The organism is Streptomyces cavernicola, from assembly GCF_029968035.1.
Classification (GTDB): domain Bacteria; phylum Actinomycetota; class Actinomycetes; order Streptomycetales; family Streptomycetaceae; genus Streptomyces; species Streptomyces cavernicola.
Window position 1 is genome coordinate 119,721 of record NZ_JASCIQ010000018.1, and the last position, 19,746, is coordinate 139,466.

Genomic DNA, 19,746 nt, shown 5'->3' on the forward strand with positions numbered 1-19,746 from the left:
CGGCGTGGCGGGCTCCGGGTGCCGGGTGCCGGGTGCCGGGTAGGGGACGTCAGGCCGGAGCTCGGTGCCGCCGCGCCACCGTCAGGCCGCGGGCGTCGGCGTCAGGCGTCAGGCGTCAGACCGCGGGGTCGGGCCTCAGGCACGGGCGGCGCGCGTCAGGCCGTGGGGGTCGCCGTCAGGCACGGATGTCGTGTGCGAGCAGGACCGCACCGTCCAGGGAGGACGTGCCACCGAGTCGGGCCGGCCTGATCTGGACGGGCGGGCCTTCCGGGGCGAGCCGGCTCGGCGGCGCGCCGGGCGACCGCGTCCACGTATCCGGGCAGGCCCGCCGCGAATCCGCCGCCCACCGCGACGACTTCGGGATGCACCAGCTCGCCCAGGCCCACCGCCGCCGCGAGTGCGTCAGCGCTGTCGTGCACCGTCTGGGTCGCCCACCACTCCCCCGCCGCCCAGGCCTGCCGCAGCCGGTCGAAGCCGACCTCCGCGCCGAGCAGCCCGGCCGGCCTGCGCAGCACCGCGCGGCCCGACGCCAGCGACTGCACACAGCCGCGCCGGCCACAGTCGCACCACTCCCCCGCGCGGTGGTCGACGATCAGGTGGCCCACCTCGCAGGAGCCGCGCGCCGTGCCGGGGCAGATCCTGCCGTCCAGGACCACGCCGCCGCCGCCCGTGCCGCCCCCGGACGAAGGGCGGCGCACCCGCCCTGACCTGAGCGGTTACCGCGCGATGGGCGGGCAGTTCCCTCGCGCGTGTCGTACTGGTCGTCTGGATCAGCGCCAGACCGCACCAGCCGCCGCGTCCCGTCCGTGCACACCAAGCCACAGAAGAGGAAGAAGCTTGTCGTGACTTCTCAGACCGGCCAGACCGGTAGAGCCAGCTCGCGCGGGCCGGCGCTCGCAACTCTCTGCGCGATGCAGTTGATGATCATCCTCGACGGGACGATCGTCACCGTCGCGCTGCCCACCATTCAGAAAGACCTCGGCTTCACCCAGGGCGGGCTGTCCTGGGTGGTCAGCTCCTACCTGATCGCGTTCGCCGGACTGCTGCTGCTCTCCGGGCGGCTCGGCGACCTGATCGGCACCAAGAAGGTGTTCCTGAGCGGTCTGGTGACCTTCACCGTCGCCTCCCTGCTGTGCGGCATCGCGACCAGCCCCGAACTGCTCATCGGCGGCCGGTTCCTGCAGGGCGTGGGCGCGGCCCTGGCGTCCGCGGTGGTGCTCGGCATGATCGTCGGCCTGTACCCGGAGCCGACCGAGCAGGCCAGGGCGATGGGCATCTACAGCTTCGTCTCGGCGGGCGGCGCCTCCGTCGGCCTGATCGCGGGCGGCGTCATCACCGACACGCTCGGCTGGCACTGGGTGTTCCTGATCAACCTGCCGATCGGCGCGGTGGCGTTGGTCGCCGGCATCAGGCTCCTCGCCGCGCAGTCCGGGCTCGGGCTCCGGGCGGGCGCCGACGCGATCGGCGCGATCCTGGTGACGGCGGGCCTCTCGCTCGGCGTGTTCACCATCTCGCAGGTCTCGGAGGACCGGTTCAGCACGTCCCAGCTGAGGATCTACGGCGCCGTCGCCGTGGTGCTGCTCGCCGCGTTCCTGGTCCGGCAGGCAAAGGCGGCGCGGCCGCTGCTCGCGCTGCGGATCTTCCGCAACCGGGAGATCTCCGGTGCCAACATCGCGGTCGTCCTGGTCTTCTCCGCGGGCTTCGGCTTCCAGTTCCTGAACGCCCTGTACATGCAGCGGGTCCTGGGCTTCGACTCGATGCAGACCGGCCTCGGCTTCCTGCCCGCGCCGCTGGTCATCGGCACGATGTCGCTGTTCTTCACGGCGAAGCTCACGGCCCGCTTCGGCACCCGCCGGGTCCTGCTGACCGGTCTGCTCTGCCTGGGCGCGGGCCTGCTCCTGCTGAGCCGCGCGCCGGTCGACGGGAACTACTGGGTGGACGTCGCGCCGACCCTCGTCATCCAGGGCTTCGGCATGGGCCTCACGGTCCCGTCGGTCATCATGCGGGCCATGTCGGGTGCGGCCCCGGAGGACGCGGGGCTGGCATCCGGCCTCAACAACACGGCACAGCAGGCGGGCGCCGCGGTCGGCCTCGCGGTGCTCGCGACGGTCGCCACCTCGCACAGCAACACGCTGCTCAGCAAGGGCACGGAGCAGGTCGAGGCCCTGCGGGACGGCTACAGCCTGGCGTTCCTGTACGCGGCCGGGTTCGTCTTCCTGGCCTGGCTCGTCACCTTCTTCGTCCTGCGGGACGCGCCGGCCGAGAACGCCTCGGAGGACGCGGCGCAGCAGGGCCGGAGCGACCAGGCGGCGGAGGCCGTCGTCTCCCCGTCCTGACATCGTCCCAACATGCCGGAGCGCGGCCGGAGTTCGCTTCCGGCCGCGCTTCGGCACGACCCCGTCCACGGCGGGGGTACGCGCAGTACGCACTCAACGGAGCACCGAGGAAAGGCAGTTCACATGGCGGACAGAATCCGAGTCGGCGTCGTCGGCGCGCACGCGGAGCGGGGCTGGGGGCGCGGTGTGCACCTGCCCGCCCTCGCGGCGCACGAGGACTACGAGATCACCGCGGTCGCGGGCACCAGTGAGGAGTCGGCGCGGGCCGCCGCCGGCGTGTGGGGCGCCCGGCACGCCTTCGGCTCGGCGCAGGCCCTGATGGAGCACGACGACGTGGACCTGGTCACCATCGCCGTCCAACTCCCGCAGCGGGACGGGCTGGTGGACGCGGCGATCGCGGCGGGCAAGCACGTGTACAGCGAGTGGCCGCTGGCGCTGGACGCGGCGACCGCGGAGCGGTTCCGCGGGGCCGCGGAGAGCGCGGGCGTGCGGCACGCGGTCGGGCTGCAGAGCAGGCACCACCCGGCGATCCGGCACCTGCGGGACCTGCTTGCCCAGGGCGACCTGGTCGGCGAGGTGCTCTCGACGTCCCTGACCTACTCACTGTCGACGCCCGACACGTGGTCGCAGCGGTACGCGGCGCTGTTCGACCACACCAAGGGCGTCAACCACCTGGCGGTCGTCGGCGGGCACTCGCTGGACATGTACCGCTCGGTGGTCGGCGACGTCGCCGAGCTGTCGGCGACCCTGACGACGCGGATCGGCCGGGTCACGATGGAGGAGACCGGCGAGCACATCGAGGTGACGTCACCCGACCAGATCGTGGCGGCCGGCCTCCTCCGGTCCGGCGCCGCGGTCTCCGTCCACTTCATGACGGGCGGCCCGCGCGGCGACGGCTTCCGGATCGAGGTGCACGGGCGGCAGGGCCGTCTCGTGCTGCGTTCCACGGACGACTCGCTGGTGGGTCCGGAGTTCGTGCTCACGTACGCGGCGGCGAGCGGCGAGCCGGCCCGCGAAGTGCCGCTGCCGGACACGTACCGCCCGGCACTGCCCGGCGCCGGCTCCCCCGCGAGCAACGTCCACCAGGTCTACACGGATCTGGCCCGCGCGATCCGCACCGGTGAGCGGTCCGAGCCGGACTTCGGCACGGCGGTGGGCACGCACCGGCTGCTCGACGCGATCAAGCTGGCTGCGGCGACCGGCGAGCGGGTCACCCTGCAGCAGTGCTGACACCTGCGGGCCCTGCGGGGCGACTCCGTCGTCGTCCTGCGGGCCTCGCGTGGCCCGGTTGACGTCGAACGTCAGGAGCACCACGAAGCCGGCCGAAGTTCGGCACCTCGATGAAGTACACCGGCCCGAAGGCGTAGGGCAGCACGGTCGAGAACTCACGGAGCCCCACAGGGTGTCACTACGCCAACCACCGCTCCCCGCACGCCCGTTCGGGAAACCGGGAAACCAGGGGCCCTGCTCGCGGCGTCGTCCGATCAGGCCGCGAACCCCACGTTGGTGACGTACTCGTACTGCCCCCACTGCGAGCCCAGGTCGACGATCTGATCGGTCCACGCGTCGTCGAGCCCCTCGGTGTCGCCGGTGCTCCAGGCCTCGACGATCCGGTCCCAGCGGCGGATGTTGAGGCTGCGGTACTCCAGGACGCGCTGGCGCGGCCGCGGCACCTGCGACTGGTTGAGCGGGTGCAGTTCGACGCGGGTGCCGCCGCGGGAGTTGAGGCGGCGCAGCAGGTGCTGGGCGACGTTGTGGCGGCGCACGGTGCGGTACGCGTCCTCGATGCGCCGCAGGTTCTGCGCGGTGGGCCGGCGCCTGCCGTCGAGCCAGGCCTTCAGGGTGCGGTCGGTGACGGTGAGGCCCGCGGCACGGGCGGCGGCACGGGCGTGGTCGGTGCGGGTCAGGTAGTGCAGCCGCGCGAGGAGGCCGCGGCGGGAGTCGACCGGCGAGACGATGAACCCGGCGAGGTCGTCGAGACGGCGGAAGACGGCTTCGCTGCCACGGACGCCGCGTGCGCCGAACTTGCCGAATTCCAGGGTGTGTTCAGGCATCCGGCAGCTCCTCGTTCAGCTCGGCCTCGGCGGCATCGGCATCGGTCCCGACCGTGTAGACGTCCTTGACCTTCACTTCGAGGACGCCGCGCCCCTCGTCGAAGACCCGCCGCCAGTCTCCGGTGACGTGCAGCTCGTCGGTGCCCATGACGCGTACGACGGCGAGGCCCTGCTCGTGGGCGCGCAGGGCCTTCATCCAGAGGTTGGCGAAGGCCTGCGAGCGGATGAGGTGCATCCAGTCCGGGCGGTACAGCTCCCGGTTGTAGTTGGACTCCCCCATCGTGGAGACGAACTTGGAGTACATGGCCTTCACGTACTCGACGGTCGTCTCGTCCTCGGCCTCGATCGCCCTCTCGCGGGCGTCGCGCAGGGCGGCACGGAACTTCTCCAGGAGGTTCTCGGTCGCGCCGGACGTGAACGACTCATGGATCTCGGGCGGTGCGCACAGCCCGTACTTGGGGCCGGAGAGGCGGAGCAGCAGCCGCAGCGTCGGCTCGGTGACCCAGAGCGGCCCGGCCTCGTCCCGGTTGCCGAGCGGGTTCGGCAGGTACGGGTCGTGGTGCCAGTCGGGCGGGGTGATGAGGTGGACGCCCGCGCGCCGCCGGTCGTGTTCGAAGCCGCTGGAGTGTTCCAGCTGGCCGATCGGCAGATGCGTCTTGAGGGCCGACAGATACGCGCCGTTGATGTCGAGCGCGGTCACCTCGTGTGCGCCGGGCGGGAGTTCGGGCCGGGTCCACTTGGGCCGGGCCTCCCAGATGCTGTCGCTGCCGCGGGCGCTCTGCTTGCGCAGGATGTCCGGCACCCAGGGGTGCGCGATCACGTCGTAGCGCCCACCGGTCCGGCAGGCGTCGAGCAGCGCCATCGCGTCCGGGATGGCCTTCCGTACGAGCTGCGCGGTCGCCGCCTCGACGTCTCCCCCGTGCTCGGCGAGCGCCTTCTCCACGGCCCGGCCGATCAACTCGGCCTCGGGCGCGGCCTGTCCGGTGAGCTGCTTGCGTACGGGGGTGGGGCGCTGGATCGTCCGCCGCTGGGGTTGCGGGGCGGGCTTCGTCTTCGGTTGCGGCTTCGGCTGAGGTTCCGGGCCCGCTTCCGCTTCCGGTTCCGGCTGAAGCTCGGGTTCGGACCGGGGCTCGGGCTCAGGCCGTACGGGGTCCTGCGGGGTCGTGTGCCGTGCGCACTCCTGCGGGTCGAGGTGCTGCGGAAAGCCCTCGACCTCGTCCGTCGCCGGTCCCCCGCACAGGACGCACGGCCGGGTCTGCGCGGCCTGCGTCTCCTGAAGCCTGCTGCGGGCGGCGTCCAGGAAGTACGCGTACTTGCCGCGCACCTCCCCCGCCGGGTCGCGGCCGTTCTCCCAGCCGCCGACCGTGGACGGGCCGACGCCGAGTGCGGTGGCGACCTGGGCGCGGGAGAGGCCGAGGCTCTCGCGCAGGGCGCGGCGCTGTTCGGCGGGCGGCAGGGGCTCGGGTTCGACGGCCGAGGCGAGCAGGGCGTCGACGGCCTCGTAACCGGGCTTCTGCTGCGGGCTGTTCATGCGCGGGCTGTCCGGGTGTGGATCGTTGGGACGCAGATCGTTCGAGTTCGGATCGTCGGAGTGCGGGACGGTCATGCCGGGACCCCCTTTCCGCGGCCGCGTCGGCCGGTGCGCGGGAGTCGGGCACAGGCGCGCTCGGGGCCGGTGAGGAGGTCGAGGACACCGATACCGAAGTGGGCGGCGAGCCGGTCGCAGTCGTCGAGGGTCCAGGCGGCGCGGCCGGTCTGGCGGCGGGACACCTGCGTCTGGTCGACGCCGAGGGCGAGCGCGAGGTCGGACTGCGTCTGGCCGGTGGCCCGCATCAGGGCGGCGACGCTGGCGCGGAGGCGTACGGAGGTGTGCGAGCTGTCCATGACCTTCGCATCGTACCGCTCCGAGATGCGCATTCCGCATAGCGGCCCGGGGAGGCAACACGACCGGTGAAGCGGAATGATCTCCGCCGTTTTACCGCGGTAAATCACGCGGCCGGACCCCGCGGCTCCGTCGGCGGCCGCCCCCGCTTTACCGCGGTAAATCGCCGCCCCACAACGGCAATTGGGGCATACCGCGCACAACTACCCGCGAGGCGGGGTGTCGCTGTACGGCAGGCCGTCAGAGCGGAAGCGTTATACCCAGCTCCTGCATGGCCGACGAGGGCGGGCCGCCCTCGGAGCGCTCCGTCTTGAAGCCCTTCACGCCCGGCGCGAGCGTGCCCGGGTCCACGGCCTCGGCGGGCGCGCCCGTCGCGTACAGACCGCTGGGCTCGGTGTCGCGGTCGTGCGGCAGCAGCCAGAACACCCGACGCCGGAACGTGCCCGACGAGCGCGAGGCCTTCGCGCCCGGCCCGAGCAGCGCGTACCCGACCATGCGGCCGTCGCGGTGGTAGGCCGGCTTGCCCTTGCGGGTGGGCAGGCGGTCGAGGCTTTGGCGTACGTAGTCCAGCGCCGTGGCGTCTTCGAGCCAGACGATCTCCGTCTCCTCACGGATCTCGTCCTCGGTGATGAGGGCGCTCATGCTGTCCTACCTTCTCGTGCCAGGTCCGGTGCCTCGTGCGGGAAGCCACGGGCCGGATACCCATCGGTGCGTCCGGACATGGCACCCGAGCACGCTGCCGGACACGGCGTTTGGCTTGATCCGACCATCAGGCATCCTCCCCATCGGCGAGCAGTCCGATACCCGGGTAGTACTTGCGCTGATTCGACAGGATCATCTGCTTGGGCGACTCGAGTCCGATCGTCTCGCGTACGCGAGCTGCGAAGGAGCGGGATGTCATGGCCGGCGCCCCCTCATTCTGGCACCAGCGCTTGTAGGCCGCGTACAACCTCGCCTGCTCGGCCCGCTGGTCCGGGTGGATCGAGCATGCCTCGCTGAGAAAACGGCCGGTATGGTCTTCCGTCTCCGCGTACGCGGTGGTCGCGATGCGGACCCGCTCAGGCCCGGTGAGGTCCTTGTCGCCGCCGAGGTAGCGGCGCGCGCCCTCGATCAGCCAGTTGAGGATGCCGGGGCCTTCCTCGGTGACCAGGATATCGGCCAGGTTGTCGATCTTCCGGTCGTCCGAGACGGTCCGCTCGAACGGGATGAGCCGCATACGCCGCCAGAACGCGAAGCCGCCCGTGCCGACCTCGGGCCGGTGGTTGCCCAGGAGCCAGAGCTTGTGGGTCGGTTCGAAGCTGAAGAAGTCCTGCCGCATCCGGCGGGCCTTGATCCGGTCACCGCCGGTGAGCAGCTTCACCCGCGCCTCGTCGAACCGGTCCCCCGGCTTGACCTCGCTGCACACGATGACGCGGCGGCCGTGCAGCTCGGCGAGATCGGTGGGGTGCCCCTCGTACGGGCGGGCCATCAGGAAGCCGGGCGGCGCGGCGTCCGCGTAGTCCCCGAGGAGCTTCATCAGGACGTCGAGGAGAACGGACTTGCCGTTCTTGCCGATGCCGAAGAGGAACGGCATGACCTGCCCGCCGACGTCCCCGGTGACGGAGTAGCCGAGCAGCAGGTGCAGGAAGCCGATCATCTCGGTGCCTTCGTCGTCGCCGCCGAAGGTGTCCTGGAGGAAGCGGTTCCAGCGCGGGGTGGCCATCTGGCGGGGCCCGATGGTGGTGGACCGCGAGTGGAAGTCCTTGTTGGGGTCGGGGGTGCGCAGCAGGCCGGTGCGCAGGTCGACGATGCCGGCCGGGGTGCACAGGACGTACGGATCGGCGTCCAGGCGGGAGGCGTTGAGGACCATGCCGGGCGCGGACTTGGCCTGAAGGAGCATGGCGTTCATGCCGGAGGTGCTGAGCGCGCGCCTGCGGTGCTTCTGCAGGTCCGAGCCCGTGTGCAGGCCCCGCGGGTCGCTGGCCGCGATGGACTCGGCGAGGTCCCCCGCCGCCCACATCACGGTGTCGTCGTCGTCGATCTGCCAGCGGGTGCTGTCCCAGCGGTACCAGCCGAGCCCCGGCACATGCCGGTAGTCGGTCGCGTACAGCTTCACGAACAGCTTCGCGTTGCCGCGGTCGGTGAGCGTGTCGGGGACGAGCCCACCGGCCGTGGTCAGGGAACCGGCTGAGCTCTCCGGCGCGGGGCTCTCACCGGCCTGGGACGGCACGGGGCCCGCGGTGGAGCGGGCGAGGATCTGGGCAGCGACGGCCTCCGCGTCGAAGTCGAAGAGGGCGTTGTTCTGATCCGGGTGCGGAGACGGCGTCACGAGCTGCTCCCGGGTTCCAGGGGACGACGCAGCCCGGCGCTCATGCCACTGCGGATGATCTGTTCGGCCCGGCGGGTCTGTCCGGGCCTGGCCTGCTCAGCGGCCTGCAGCAGGACGTGCTCGGCCTCGTCCTGGTCGAGATGACCCGCGGCGACGAGCCCGCCGAGGGTGTACGCGGCCCGGTTCAGCTTCTCCGTGAACGCCGCTCCCTCGGGCACCTTGGCGCACTCGGCGACCTCGGTGAGGACCGTGAGCAGCGTCCTGGTCGTCTTCCCGGTGCGCCCGCCCGCCGCGAGGACCGCCTGCCGGGCGCGCGGCGGCACGGGCCGGGGTGCGGGAACAGCCGCCGGGAGATGCCCTGTTCGCTCCAGCTCCTCGGCGAGCCAGGCCGGCAGCGGCGCGGGTTCTCGTACGGACCCCACGGGCGTGTACGCGCCGTCGGGCGTGGTGGTGCCGGGCGTGACGATGTACCCGCCGTGGGCGCGGACGTCGACCTGCCAGGCGAGGGCGCGGCGGGTGCTGGTTCCGGTCGAGCACTGCCAGGCGCGGCCGTCGACGACCCGGTACCAGACGTGCATCCCGCCCGACGGCGTGCGCACCCGCAGCGTGCTCTCGTCCTCGGAGGGGCAGACGACCCCGCGCAGCGCGGCGAGCACGGCGAGCGTGTGATAGCCGTTCGCGAGGCCCATCAGGTCGACCTCGTCCGGGATGTGAATGCCCGGCAGGAGACGGTCCCGGCTGGGCACGGGTTGTTGATGTGCGTCGACATCGATGACGACGAGGCCCGCGGGACCGCAGGAGACCCCCACGCCCATCGACGGGGCACTCCCCCACCAGCGCTCGATCCGGGAGGCGTCGAGCGTCGCCGAGTGAAACCCGTGGCACCAACGGCCTTCGGCGCGGCAGGCGCAGTCCCGGTGGGTGTGTCCGGGCCTGCGGCAGGACTCGCAGTTGGCGGCCGGCACCTTGCGCCCGGCGGCCAACGGGAAGACGGGCCAGCCCCGGCCGGCACACCACCGGGCCGTGGCCAGAGGCGCAGCGACCGAACGCGCAGAGCTGGACTGCCGTGAGTCGCTGCGTGAAAACCGCAGCTCAGCAGGCATTTAGTTCCCCTATCAGCGACCGAAGCGACTCAACGACGGACATACATTAGCGAAGTTCGGTCGACTGGTGGGGCTGCTGTGGACAAAGCCCGAACAGCGTGTCTATCACCACGTCCACGACGCCGTTCACTCCGTCTCACCCCCGAGTCGATCACTGTGCCGCTCCCCCATGTCGGTCCCTGAATGTCTACCTTGCGGGCCCTCAGCTACCCAACAGCGACTGAAGGTTGGGGGCAGCGACTGAAGCCCTTTCGGTCGCTGCCTTCGGTCGCTTACAAAACCGCAGGTCACAGCCTTGCAGCCAGAAAAACAGCGACTGAAGCGACTCAGCGACTGTATATATGAGCTCTACGCGCAGGCGCGCACACCCGCGTTGCTCTTCATATATAGGGACCTTGAGTCGCTTCAGTCGCTGTTCTCTTCAGTACATACCCTCTGACCTGCGGTTTTACCCGAGCGACTGGGAGCGACCGAAGAGTCGCTCGGTAGCTTTCCTTCAGTCGCTGACCCCCTTCAGTCGCTTTTCTGGGCCTGGCTCAGCGACTGAAGAGCGACCGAAGAACGACCGAGAACAGCTACCGAAGCGACTGAAGCGACCCGAGCGACCGAAGCGACCCACCCACGGGCAACCTTCCGCGCTCGTCGCGCGTCCGCGGGCCAACTCCGAAAGTGAGTCGCTTCGGTCGCTTCAGTCGCTGCCCACTCCCCCACGCGGGTGCCCCGTGCTGGGTCGGCAGTTGAGGTCGTACGCCATGAAAGCGCTCAGCGGCGTTCTGAGGGGCTCGTGGGACTTCAGTGCCCCTCACCGCCAGTGCGACGCTGCCAGCCCCCTCAGCGGGCGCTCAGAGCTTTCAACGCGCTTGTGCGGTGCGGAAGATGGCCCGGAGCCGGGCAAACAGGTCGGCCCGGCCTCCGCAGGGGAAGCCGGGCCGACCGTGGGTCCCGTGGGATGGACGGGGTTCAGGAGTCCTGGAAGTGTTCCCGCATCAGCTTGTGCAGCGACTGAAGGTCCTCAGGCGTCATCCAGTGCCTGATGGTCCGGAACACCGTCTCCGGGTTCCGCCAGGGGATGGCCCCCACCGTCGCGATGTCGGGCAGCGGTTCGGGCCGTTGGGTCGCTGTCCGGGGGGCGGGTGCGGAAGGCTCGTACTGCTCCGACTCCTCGTACTCCGCCGCCGGGGCCCTCTCCCCCACCTCGGTGGCGGGAGCAGACCCGCCGGGCACGTGGACCGGAGCGGGTGCCGGGACCGGCGCAACGGCGACCGGGGCGGCCTCCGGCTCCGGCGGCTGGACCGGTGCCTGGACGGGCTGTTGAGCCGGAGCGGCTTCCCGTACGACCTCGGGCTCAGGGTCCCGTCCGGGCGCGGGCGCGGGAGGCTGCACCGGCTCCGGGGCCGGCTCGTCCTTGGTGCGGCGCGGGCGCGGGGCGGCGAGCACCGCGGCGCGGCGGTCGAGTTCGTCCTGCCAGGCCGCCGCCTGCTTCTCCTGCGGGAGCGAGGCGATGTCCCGGCCGATCCGGATGGACAACTCCCCCGAGCTCACCAGCTGCTGCAGCTCCGGGGTGAGGCGCAGCAGCTTGCGCTGGTTGCTGACCCACGGGCCCGACTTGCCGTAGTGCTTGGCGACCTTGTCGGCGCCGCCGAGCTCCACGACCATCGTCTCGATGCCGAGGGCCCGCTCGATCGGGTCCAGGTCCTCACGGTCGTTGTTCTCCGCGAGGACCGCGTCCAGGAACTCGGCACGCGAGTTGGCGACTTCCTCGTGGTGCACCACGTCGAGGGTCGGCCGTCCGACGAGCTGGGAGGCCCGGAAGCGCCGCTCGCCGTTGGCGATGACGTACGGGACGTCACCGATTCGCTCGGCCTCCTCGGGCCACAGCTTCAGGTATCCGGCGCGCGAGACGACCACCGCCGGCTGGAGCTGCTTCTGCTTCAGCTTCAGGCCGAACTCGCGCAGCTGCTCCTCCGTACCGAAGTTACGGCGCGGGTTGAAGCGGGTCGGGATCAGCTTCGCCAGCGGCAGGGAGAGCAGCAGCAGATCCGTGCGGCCGGGAACGTCGTCGACCTTGGCCCCCGCGAGGGAGGCGAGACTGGTCCTTCGTCCCATCAGGAGCGACCTCCGTAACCGAGTTCGAGCGCCAGGCGGAAGAAGTCCTCGCGGGCTTCCATCGCGACCCGGTTCTTTGCGTACTGCGTGACGACCTTCCCCTCCACCGAGGCCCGGGTGTGGACCTTGTAGCGGCGGATCACCGCTTCGGCGCGGGGCCAGCCCTGTGCGTCGATGTACGCCTTGGTGTCCTCGAGGTCGGCTGTGCCGTCGCGCGGGTCCCAGTTGTTGACGGTGACCTTGAAGGGGAGACCCGTGGGCTCGATGACCTTCTGGATCGTGCGGGCGGTCGGGTCGAAGGCGAGGCCTTCCGGCGGCATGGGGACGATCACGTCATGCGCGTACTTGAGCGCCTCGAGGAGCAGGTTCTCGTCCTGGAGGCTGCCCGGGGTGTCGATGAAGACGTGCTGCAGTCCCTTGTCCTGACCCTTCAGGGTGTCCGAGACGATCGCGCCGAGGTTGAGGGTCGTGGTCGTCTTGCCGACCCCGCCCTTCTGGTTGGCGACGACATGGACCTGGGCGCCGGTGTCCTTGAGGACGGCGAGGTTCTCCGGAGTCTCGTGCTCCTGGGAGAAGTCGAAGGGCAGGTCGTTGATCCGGTTCGCCCACCAGACGGTGGAGGCCTGGGGGTCGATGGACACGACGTAGACAGAAGCTGGCATGTGATGCTCCGTTTGCTTCCCGTGGGTTCCGGTACTTCGGGCGGAAGCATCATCGCAGACGAGACAGCCTTCACTGGCCGGACACCAGGTGTTTTGCCCTGAAGAGGGTGGAGTGGGTCGGCTGCAGGTCCGGCCTTGGACCGATTTACCGCGGTAAAACGCAGCGGGCGGTGCGTTTCTGACGGGGGTACGGATAGGACGACACCGGCCCGAGCCGACCAGCCCCGGACGGGAGTCTTCCGCTTTACCGCGGTAAAACACAGCGGAGAACGGCGACCTGACGGAGTGGGGGAGAGGCGGCGGGGCTCGGCCGTTGTTCCTCAACCGGCCCAGACGGCGAGGCCACCTCGGCAGCGATACGAAGTGCCACGCCCCTGGGCCCGAGACTTGCCACGCCTCGAAGGACGGATCGGCCGAGCACGTCAGGTGGTGGCCCGTGTCGAAGACGAGCCGCAGGGCCCCGGACTTGAACGCGACCGCCGACAGAACCTTCGCCCCGAAGAGCGCGAGGGCCGCAGCGACATCCTGCGATTCCGGATCGAGAAGCACGGACGTCGTGCCGTGAGCCGTCCCGCGCGAGAGCCCGACGGGTGCTTCGCATACGACTTCCCAGTCCGAGCCGAGCACCAGCACAAGCCGGAAGTCCACGCTGATCCTGTCGATGCTCATCCCCCGAAGGCTCAGAATCCACCGATCCTCTTCTTCGACGGCACTCTCTTCACTACGCACCGCTGCACCTTCGCCGATGCGGCAGCCGAGAGCCAAGCGGTGGGCTCCGATCCAACAGCTGGCGGCGGCAGTCCTGGAATCACCTACTCCGCTTTACCGCGGTAAAACGCGAGCGGTTCGGGAGGGCGGGGGAGTGGGGTCGGGTGTTGAGGACTCACCCCCATCGAGTCCAGCAGGGGCCGTTCCAGCGGGGGCGGTTTTACCGCGGTAAAACCGCACGCGGCGTCCGGCGTCGATTTACCGCGGTAAAACGAACGCTGCTCCGGCGGCTCGGGATCGGCTACCGCCGAGCGTCCCCAACTCCGCTTCCTGGCGTCGGCAGCACGTCCTTTGGGGGAGGGGGAGCAACGGTCCAGCGGCTGGGGGAGAGGGGGCGGGGACTTTACCGCGGTAAAACGGAGAAGCCGTCGGGGAAGCCGACCGAGCCAAGGTGGACGAAGACGGCTGTCGTGCGGCCCCATCTGAAGAGGGTTGCCGCGGAGCTCTGCCCTTCTACGCGCGCGAGCCGGCTGCCGGGGGAGCGGCGGAACTTTACCGCGGTAAAACGGAGGGTCTGACTCCAGATCACTGCAGTTGAAGTGCTTTGAAAGTATCGGTGCACTTGCAGTGGTGTCAATGGTTTTCCGGTGCCGCCCGCCTGATCCCGGCGACCGTCGGCACCGGCTCGTTGGTGAGGAAATCCAGGATGAGCGCGTTCACCAGGTGCGGCTTCTCCTGCGTCAGGAAGTGCGAAGTGCCGGGTACGACGGCGAGTTCCGCGCCTGGGATCGCGTCGTACATCTCGACCACGTGCCGCATCGTCACCAGGTCGTCGTCGGAGAACATCACGAGCGTGCGTGCGGTGACCGCGGCCAGGTCGGAGGCCTTGAGGTCGGGCTCCTCGGCGGCCATCTCGCCGATCTTCGTGGCGACGACCTTGAAGTGGTCGATGCCGTCGGGGGAGACCTCGCCGTACGTCGGGCCGAGGAACTCGAAGATCGCGTCCACGTCCCACTCGGCGTCCGGGGCGGCCTCGCCGCTCTTGTTGAAGCCGCCGCTGATCAGTACGAGCCGCTTCACCAACTCGGGCCGCCGCATGGCGACGAGCATCGCGACGAACGCCCCGTCGCTGTGCCCCACCAGGTCGGCCGGCTCGGACACCACCCGTTCCAGGAACGCGATCGTGTCGTCGGCCATCAGCTGGTACGTGATCGGCCCGGGGACGTCGGGTGTGTGTCCGTGCCCCCGGCGCTCGGGTGTGTAGACGTGGAGCTTCTCGGCCAGGGCGTCGATGTTCGGGGCGAAGAACCGGGCGTCGACCAGGCCGCCGTGCAGGAGAACCAGGGGAGTGCCCTCGCCGTGCTCGTCGTACCAGGTGTTCACGTCTCCGAGCTGGGCGTAAGCGGCCATCGGTCCGTCTCCATCCGCAACCGGCCGCTGCAACGCGTTCACACGAGCACGGCCTTGAAGTATGTCGTCATGGATACAGACCGGACGGGGCCCGGAAAATCATCGGAGGCCCGGTGGGGGAGCGGAGCCCCGCGGACCGGAAACGTTCAACTACCAAGCGAATCAAGCCAGTTGTGCCCCAACACATGGCCCGAGCCGCACCGGATTCCCTACGCTCGTGCGCAGCGCGGTGCCGGGGTGCGCTCCCCCGTCGTACCCCGGCACCGCGCACGTGGCCGGGGCCGTCGATGCGGGGCGGCCGGACCCCCGTCCCAGCCGCCCCGCACCCACGGGTCCTTCAGGCTCCGCCGGCCCCGCCGGTCGCCGAGCCACCGCTCGCCGTGCCACCGGAGCCGCTGGAGCCACCGCTCACGCCCTCGTCGTAGACGCCGCTCGCCTGCGCGATGCCGTCGAGCGCCGCGGACTCCTCGTCTATGCCCGCGAGCAAGGCGTCCAGGGCGGCGGCGAGCTGCCGCGAACACGCCGGGTCCGCCAGGGCGGTGGGCCCGACCATGGTCCAGGTCCGCAGCATCTCGTTGCGCACCAACGGTGTGAAATGCGCCCGATCCAGGTCGTGGGCCGGCAGCCGCGCCCCGTACCCGCCCTGCCCGGCGATACTCCGCAACACCCGCAGAAGCAGGGCGAATTGGGGCTGGGGCAGGGTCTCGCGCAGCTCTTCGACATGGCCGAGGACCCGCATTCGGGCCGCGTCGGCGGCCGGGCTCACACCGCTCCGGCGCAGGTCGCAGCGGTGTCCGCGGCCATCGGCGCAGCAGCGGAGCGCAACTGGCGTACGAAGGTCGGGGACGGCGGATTCCGGTGCTGAGCTGTGGCGTCGGCGAGCGACACGTGGTACTCCGTCCCGTCGGAAATCCGGTGAGCGAACAGCCGGTGTGCGAATGCTGCTTCGAACAGCTGCGACGGACAGTGAGAGCATGTGTGCCGCTCCGCGGGGTACGACGGAGTGGCCGCCACCCGTGCATCCATCTCAGCTGCGGTGGTGCTGGAAAACTATGGTTTCGGCGGTGAAATAGTCAACTGGCGTTGATCGCGCCGGTGGGGGAGCAGGACGGGGAGACGTAAGCCGATGCCAGTGAGCGACAAGAACCCGGGGGCGGGCGGCGATTCGACCCTCGCCGCGCGGCTCGACCACCTCTTCGAGGTGATCCGCCCCGCAGGCCGCACCCGGCCCTACAGCAACGACGAAGTCGCCGCGCTCCTGCAGGAGCAGGGCGGCCCCACGGTCTCCGGGACCTATCTGTGGCAGCTGCGCACCGGCCGCCGCGACAACCCGACGAAACGTCACCTCGAGGCGCTGGCCGACTTCTTCGGCGTACCGGTGGCGTACTTCTTCGACGCGGACGTGGCCCGCCGCGTCGGCTCCGACCTGGAGACGCTGCTGCGGCTGCGCGAGGCCGGCGTGCAGAGCGTGGCGCTGCGCGCGGTCGGGCTCTCGCCGAAGTCGATGGACGCGGTGCTCGCGATGATCGACCGCGTACGCGAGCTGGAGGGCCTGCCGCCCGGACCGGGACCGGGACCAGAACCGGGGCCCGCCCAGTGACCTCGCCGACTCCCGTACGGATCAGGGGAGTTCACCCCGGCCGAGGAGGTGGGCCATGAGATTCCGCGCCCGCAGGGGCGAGCCGGGCCCGGACGCGGTCCGGCTCAGCTGCCGCGACTTCGTGCGCGACCTCCGCCTGCCCGCCGTCGCCGGGGTCCGCGACCTCGTGCCGTACGTCGAGCAGCGCACCGGGCGCGCACTGCGCCTGGAGCCCGCCGAGGTCGCCGCGTCCGAGTCGGTGCCCTGCGGCATGTGGCTCGCCACCCGCGACACCCACTACGTGTTCTACGACCCCCGTACCAGCCGCTCCCACCAGGACCACATCATCGCCCACGAGTTCGGACACATACTCAAAGAGCACCGCGGCGGCCCCGCCCTGCGCGACAAGGACGCCGCCGCGCTGATCACCCACATCGACCCGGCCGTCGTCCGCGCCGTCCTCGGCCGCACCGACTACGCCGAGCACGACGAACGCGAAGCCGAACTCATCGGCTCGTACCTGCAGGCCCACGCGAGCGCCCACACGAGCCCGTACGCAAGCCCGTACGAGGGCCCGTTCGCGCCGTCCGCCCCCGCCGACCAGGACGCGGCCCGCGTCGCCCGCACCCTGCTGCGGCCCCGGGGCGCGGGCCCCGGCCGAGAGGGGCGCGCCCGGTGAAGGACCTGCTGCACCCCCTCGGCCTGGCCCTCGCCGGCACCGGCTTCCTGCTCCTCCTGCGCGACCTGCGCCGCGACCGCCGCGACCGCGCCCTGGTCGCCCTGAGCGTCGCCTACCTGGCCTCCGCGCTGAGTTACGCGATCTCGCTGACCCCGGTGTGGGTGCGCGTCGACGCGTTCTTCGGGGTCACCAACATCGCCGTGCCGCTCGCGCAGTCCTGTGTCATCGGCGTCCTCGTCGCGCAGGCCGTCGTCCTCGTCCACTGGGCGCTGCCCGAGACGGAGGCCGCTCGGGCCCGCCGCCGCACCCGGCTCCTCGTCCTCGCGGGCGGCGCGGTCGTCGCGACCCTCGGCGTGCTGTTCACGCTGCTCACCCCGGCCGAGCAGCGGCCCGCCGACTTCACCCTGTACTACGCCCACGACCCGTACTACCAGGCGTACTTGACGCTCTACATCACCACGTACACCGTCGCCGAGATCTGCCTCGCCGTCGGCTGCGCCCGCCAGGCCCGCAATGCCGCGTCCCCGTGGATCGCCCGCGGCCTGCGCACCATCAGCGTCGGCGCGGTCGTCACGCTCGGCTACTCCGCGATCCGCATCGCCTCCGTCCTCGGCGCGGTCTTCGACTTCGACGTACGGGAGTTGGAGCCGTACGCGTGGATCTGCGGGGACATCGGGGCCGCCGTGACGCAGGTCGGCTACTTCCTGCCGACGGTCGCCGCCCGCGCCGCCGAGGCCCGCCTCTGGGTGCGTGAGCACCTCGCATACCGGAAGCTCGGGCCGCTCTGGACCGAACTGCACCGCGCCGCCCCGTCGATCGCGCTCCTGGAGCCGCCCCGGCAGCTCGCCGAGGTGCTGCGGCTGCGCGGGGTCGGCTTCCACGTCTACCGGCGCACCGTGGAGATCCGTGACGGCCAGATCGAACTGCGCCCCTACCTCGACCCGGCCGCCCGCGAACGCGCCGAACTCCGGCGCACCGCCCAGGGGTTGACCGACCCCGACCTCGCCGCGGCCGTCACCGCCGACCAGCTGCGCGACGCCCTCGTACGGCAGCGCACGGACGCCCGCGTCGACGACCCCGCCGGGTGGGCCGACGCCCGCCTGCCCAGCCGTACCGCCGACGAGGAGACCCGGCTGCTGCTGCGCGTCGCCGCCCACTTCAGCCCACCCGCAGCCCCCGAGCACCCCGCGCACCCCGCCGACACACCCACCGGAACCCGCACATGATCCGCCGCACCTTCCTCGCCCTGACCACCGGCCTCACCTCGACCCTGGCCGCCGCGTCCCTGAGCACGCCGGCCGCCGCGAGCGCCGCCCCCACCGCCCAGCACACTCGCCCGCACCCACGCCGGAAGGTCACCCAGCCCGTGCGCACCCCCCTGCACCTCGCCCCCGCCCGCGACCAACTCGACGCGCTGCGGCGGCAGAAGATCTCCAGCCGCGAACTCCTCGACCTGCTCCTCGCCCACCACGAGCGCGTCAACCCGGACGTGAACGCGGTCGTCACCCTCGACGCCGCACGCGCCCGCGAGGCCGCCCGCGCCGCCGACGCCCACCTCGCCCGCACCGGCGAGCCCCTCGGCCCGCTGCACGGCCTGCCGATGACCGTGAAGGACGCCTTCGAGACCGAAGGGCTCCGTACGACCTGCGGCAGCCGCGAGCTCGCCGAGCACGTCCCGGACCGCGACGCCGACGCCGTGGCCCGACTGCGCGCGGCCGGCGCCATCATCCTCGGCAAGACCAACACCCCCGCCAACTGCCAGGACATCCAGACCTCCAACGAACTCTTCGGCACCACCCGCAACCCGTACGACCCCGAGCGCACCGCGGGCGGCTCCTCCGGCGGGCCCGCGGCGGCCGTCGCGACCGGACTCACCGCCCTGGAGGTCGGCAGCGACCTGGCGGGCTCGCTGCGGCTGCCCGCGCACTACTGCGGCGTGCACGCCCTGCGCCCCAGCCACGGCATCGTCGCGACCCGCGGCCACATCCCGCGCCCGCCCGGCTGGCTGACGAGCGGCGACATGCTCACCCCGGGCCCCCTCGCCCGCACCGCCGACGACCTGGCGCTGCTCCTGGACGTCCTCGCGGGCCCCTCGCCGACCGACGCCCCCGCCTGGCGGCTCGACCTGCCCGCGCCCCGCAGCCGGACGCTGGGGGGCCTGCGCGTGGGCGTCTGGGCGGACGACCCGTACTGCCGCGTCGACGCCGAGACCCGTGAACTCCTCGCCCGCGTCACGGAGTCGGCCGCGGCCGAGGGCGCCCGCACGGACACCGACACCCGCCCGGTGGACCTGGCCGACTCGGACCGCCTCTTCCAGGCCCTGATGTACGCGACGGGCACCGCCGCGGTCGGCGACGCCGCCTTCCAGGCCGAGGTCGACGCGGCCGCGAAGCTCGCCGACGACGACCACAGCCCCGGCGCGTTCTTCCTGCGCTCACGCACCCAGCGGCACCGCGACTGGCTGCGCGCGAACGAGGAGCGGGAAAAGCTCGCCCGCACCTGGGCCCGGTACTTCGAGGACCACGACGTCCTCGTCACGCCGTCCGCCCCGACCGCGGCCGTGCCCGACCTGACCTCGGTGCCGGTCCCGCAGCGCCGCATCACCGTCGACGGCGTCGAGCGCCCGTACTTCGACCAGACCGCCTGGGCCAACCTCACCAGCCACGTCCGGCTGCCCGCGGCCACGGTCCCGGTGGGGCGGACCGCCACGGGGCTCCCGCTCTCCGTCCAGGTCGTCGGTCCCTACCTCGCGGACCGGACAGTCCTGGCGGTCGCCGAGGAGCTGTCGCGCCTGTTCCCGCAGCCGGCCGCGCCCGCACTGGACGTCTGACGCGCGGCCGCACGACGGGGGACCGAAGGGCTCGACGGACCCTTCGGTCCCTCTTCTTTCAGTCCCTGGAAGAAGCCGCAGGTCACAGC

General features: G+C 71.4%; 18 protein-coding genes and 1 pseudogene. 6 read left to right on the forward strand and 13 right to left on the reverse strand.

Annotated elements, in window-relative coordinates:
* Positions 1-155 precede the first annotated feature (155 nt).
* Entirely contained in the window at positions 156-698 is a 543-nt protein-coding gene (locus QIS96_RS18555; protein ID WP_282543741.1) for an ROK family protein, read from the reverse strand.
* Between the two features lie 213 nt (positions 699-911).
* Between QIS96_RS18555 and QIS96_RS18560 the strand changes: the two genes are divergently transcribed.
* Both QIS96_RS18560 and QIS96_RS18565 read left to right on the forward strand, forming a co-directional pair.
* The gene (locus QIS96_RS18560; protein WP_282543742.1) at positions 912-2,336 is read left to right on the forward strand and encodes an MFS transporter; all 1,425 of its coding nucleotides are present in this window, start codon (positions 912-914) and stop codon (positions 2,334-2,336) included.
* 123 nt (positions 2,337-2,459) lie between these two features.
* Entirely contained in the window at positions 2,460-3,566 is a 1,107-nt protein-coding gene (locus QIS96_RS18565) for a Gfo/Idh/MocA family protein (RefSeq protein WP_282543743.1), read from the forward strand.
* A gap of 254 nt (positions 3,567-3,820) precedes the next feature.
* Here QIS96_RS18565 and QIS96_RS18570 read toward each other — a convergent pair whose 3' ends face one another.
* The 12 genes and pseudogenes from QIS96_RS18570 to QIS96_RS18620 form a co-directional block, all read right to left on the reverse strand.
* Entirely contained in the window at positions 3,821-4,390 is a 570-nt protein-coding gene (locus QIS96_RS18570) for a transcriptional regulator (RefSeq protein WP_282543744.1), read from the reverse strand.
* The gene (locus tag QIS96_RS18575) at positions 4,383-5,921 is read right to left on the reverse strand and encodes a helix-turn-helix domain-containing protein (protein WP_282543790.1); all 1,539 of its coding nucleotides are present in this window, start codon (positions 5,919-5,921) and stop codon (positions 4,383-4,385) included. The genes QIS96_RS18570 and QIS96_RS18575 overlap by 8 nt, the downstream gene beginning before the upstream one ends.
* Before the next feature lie 71 nt (positions 5,922-5,992).
* Positions 5,993-6,274, reverse strand: coding sequence for a helix-turn-helix domain-containing protein (locus QIS96_RS18580; RefSeq protein WP_282543745.1), 282 nt, complete (start codon positions 6,272-6,274; stop codon positions 5,993-5,995).
* A 238-nt stretch (positions 6,275-6,512) separates the two neighbouring features.
* Positions 6,513-6,914 carry a DUF6009 family protein gene (locus tag QIS96_RS18585; RefSeq protein WP_282543746.1) on the reverse strand — a complete coding sequence of 134 codons (402 nt, stop codon included), beginning with the start codon at positions 6,912-6,914 and terminating at the stop codon, positions 6,513-6,515.
* A 127-nt stretch (positions 6,915-7,041) separates the two neighbouring features.
* Positions 7,042-8,580: a DNA primase family protein gene (locus QIS96_RS18590; protein ID WP_282543747.1), complete on the reverse strand. Its 1,539-nt coding sequence runs from the start codon at positions 8,578-8,580 to the stop codon at positions 7,042-7,044.
* Positions 8,577-9,683: a bifunctional DNA primase/polymerase gene (locus QIS96_RS18595; RefSeq protein WP_282543748.1), complete on the reverse strand. Its 1,107-nt coding sequence runs from the start codon at positions 9,681-9,683 to the stop codon at positions 8,577-8,579. Before QIS96_RS18595 ends, QIS96_RS18590 begins: the two co-directional genes overlap by 4 nt.
* Positions 9,684-10,643: 960 nt before the next feature.
* The gene (locus tag QIS96_RS18600) at positions 10,644-11,789 is read right to left on the reverse strand and encodes a ParB/RepB/Spo0J family partition protein (RefSeq protein ID WP_282543749.1); all 1,146 of its coding nucleotides are present in this window, start codon (positions 11,787-11,789) and stop codon (positions 10,644-10,646) included.
* Complete coding sequence (locus tag QIS96_RS18605; RefSeq protein WP_282543750.1) at positions 11,789-12,451, reverse strand: ParA family protein; 663 nt, start codon at positions 12,449-12,451, stop codon at positions 11,789-11,791. Before QIS96_RS18605 ends, QIS96_RS18600 begins: the two co-directional genes overlap by 1 nt.
* A gap of 357 nt (positions 12,452-12,808) precedes the next feature.
* Positions 12,809-13,180, reverse strand: a pseudogene (locus tag QIS96_RS37875) (DUF6188 family protein); the annotation flags it as partial.
* A gap of 612 nt (positions 13,181-13,792) precedes the next feature.
* Positions 13,793-14,569, reverse strand: coding sequence for an alpha/beta fold hydrolase (locus QIS96_RS18610; RefSeq protein WP_282543751.1), 777 nt, complete (start codon positions 14,567-14,569; stop codon positions 13,793-13,795).
* A gap of 337 nt (positions 14,570-14,906) precedes the next feature.
* Entirely contained in the window at positions 14,907-15,335 is a 429-nt protein-coding gene (locus tag QIS96_RS18615) for a hypothetical protein (protein ID WP_282543752.1), read from the reverse strand.
* On the reverse strand, positions 15,332-15,457 hold the full coding sequence (locus QIS96_RS18620; RefSeq protein ID WP_282543753.1) for a hypothetical protein: 126 nt from the start codon (positions 15,455-15,457) through the stop codon (positions 15,332-15,334). Before QIS96_RS18620 ends, QIS96_RS18615 begins: the two co-directional genes overlap by 4 nt.
* A 238-nt stretch (positions 15,458-15,695) precedes the next feature.
* Between QIS96_RS18620 and QIS96_RS18625 the strand changes: the two genes are divergently transcribed.
* The 4 genes from QIS96_RS18625 to QIS96_RS18640 are packed head-to-tail and all read left to right on the forward strand — an operon-like array spanning position 15,696 to position 19,657.
* Entirely contained in the window at positions 15,696-16,169 is a 474-nt protein-coding gene (locus QIS96_RS18625; protein WP_408907209.1) for an XRE family transcriptional regulator, read from the forward strand.
* Positions 16,170-16,224: 55 nt separating this feature from the next.
* Entirely contained in the window at positions 16,225-16,827 is a 603-nt protein-coding gene (locus QIS96_RS18630; RefSeq protein WP_282543755.1) for a toxin, read from the forward strand.
* Positions 16,824-18,053, forward strand: a complete 1,230-nt coding sequence (locus QIS96_RS18635; RefSeq protein WP_282543756.1) for an MAB_1171c family putative transporter — start codon at positions 16,824-16,826, stop codon at positions 18,051-18,053. Before QIS96_RS18630 ends, QIS96_RS18635 begins: the two co-directional genes overlap by 4 nt.
* Positions 18,050-19,657 carry an amidase gene (locus QIS96_RS18640; protein ID WP_282543757.1) on the forward strand — a complete coding sequence of 536 codons (1,608 nt, stop codon included), beginning with the start codon at positions 18,050-18,052 and terminating at the stop codon, positions 19,655-19,657. Before QIS96_RS18635 ends, QIS96_RS18640 begins: the two co-directional genes overlap by 4 nt.
* The last annotated feature ends 89 nt before the right edge of the window (positions 19,658-19,746 follow it).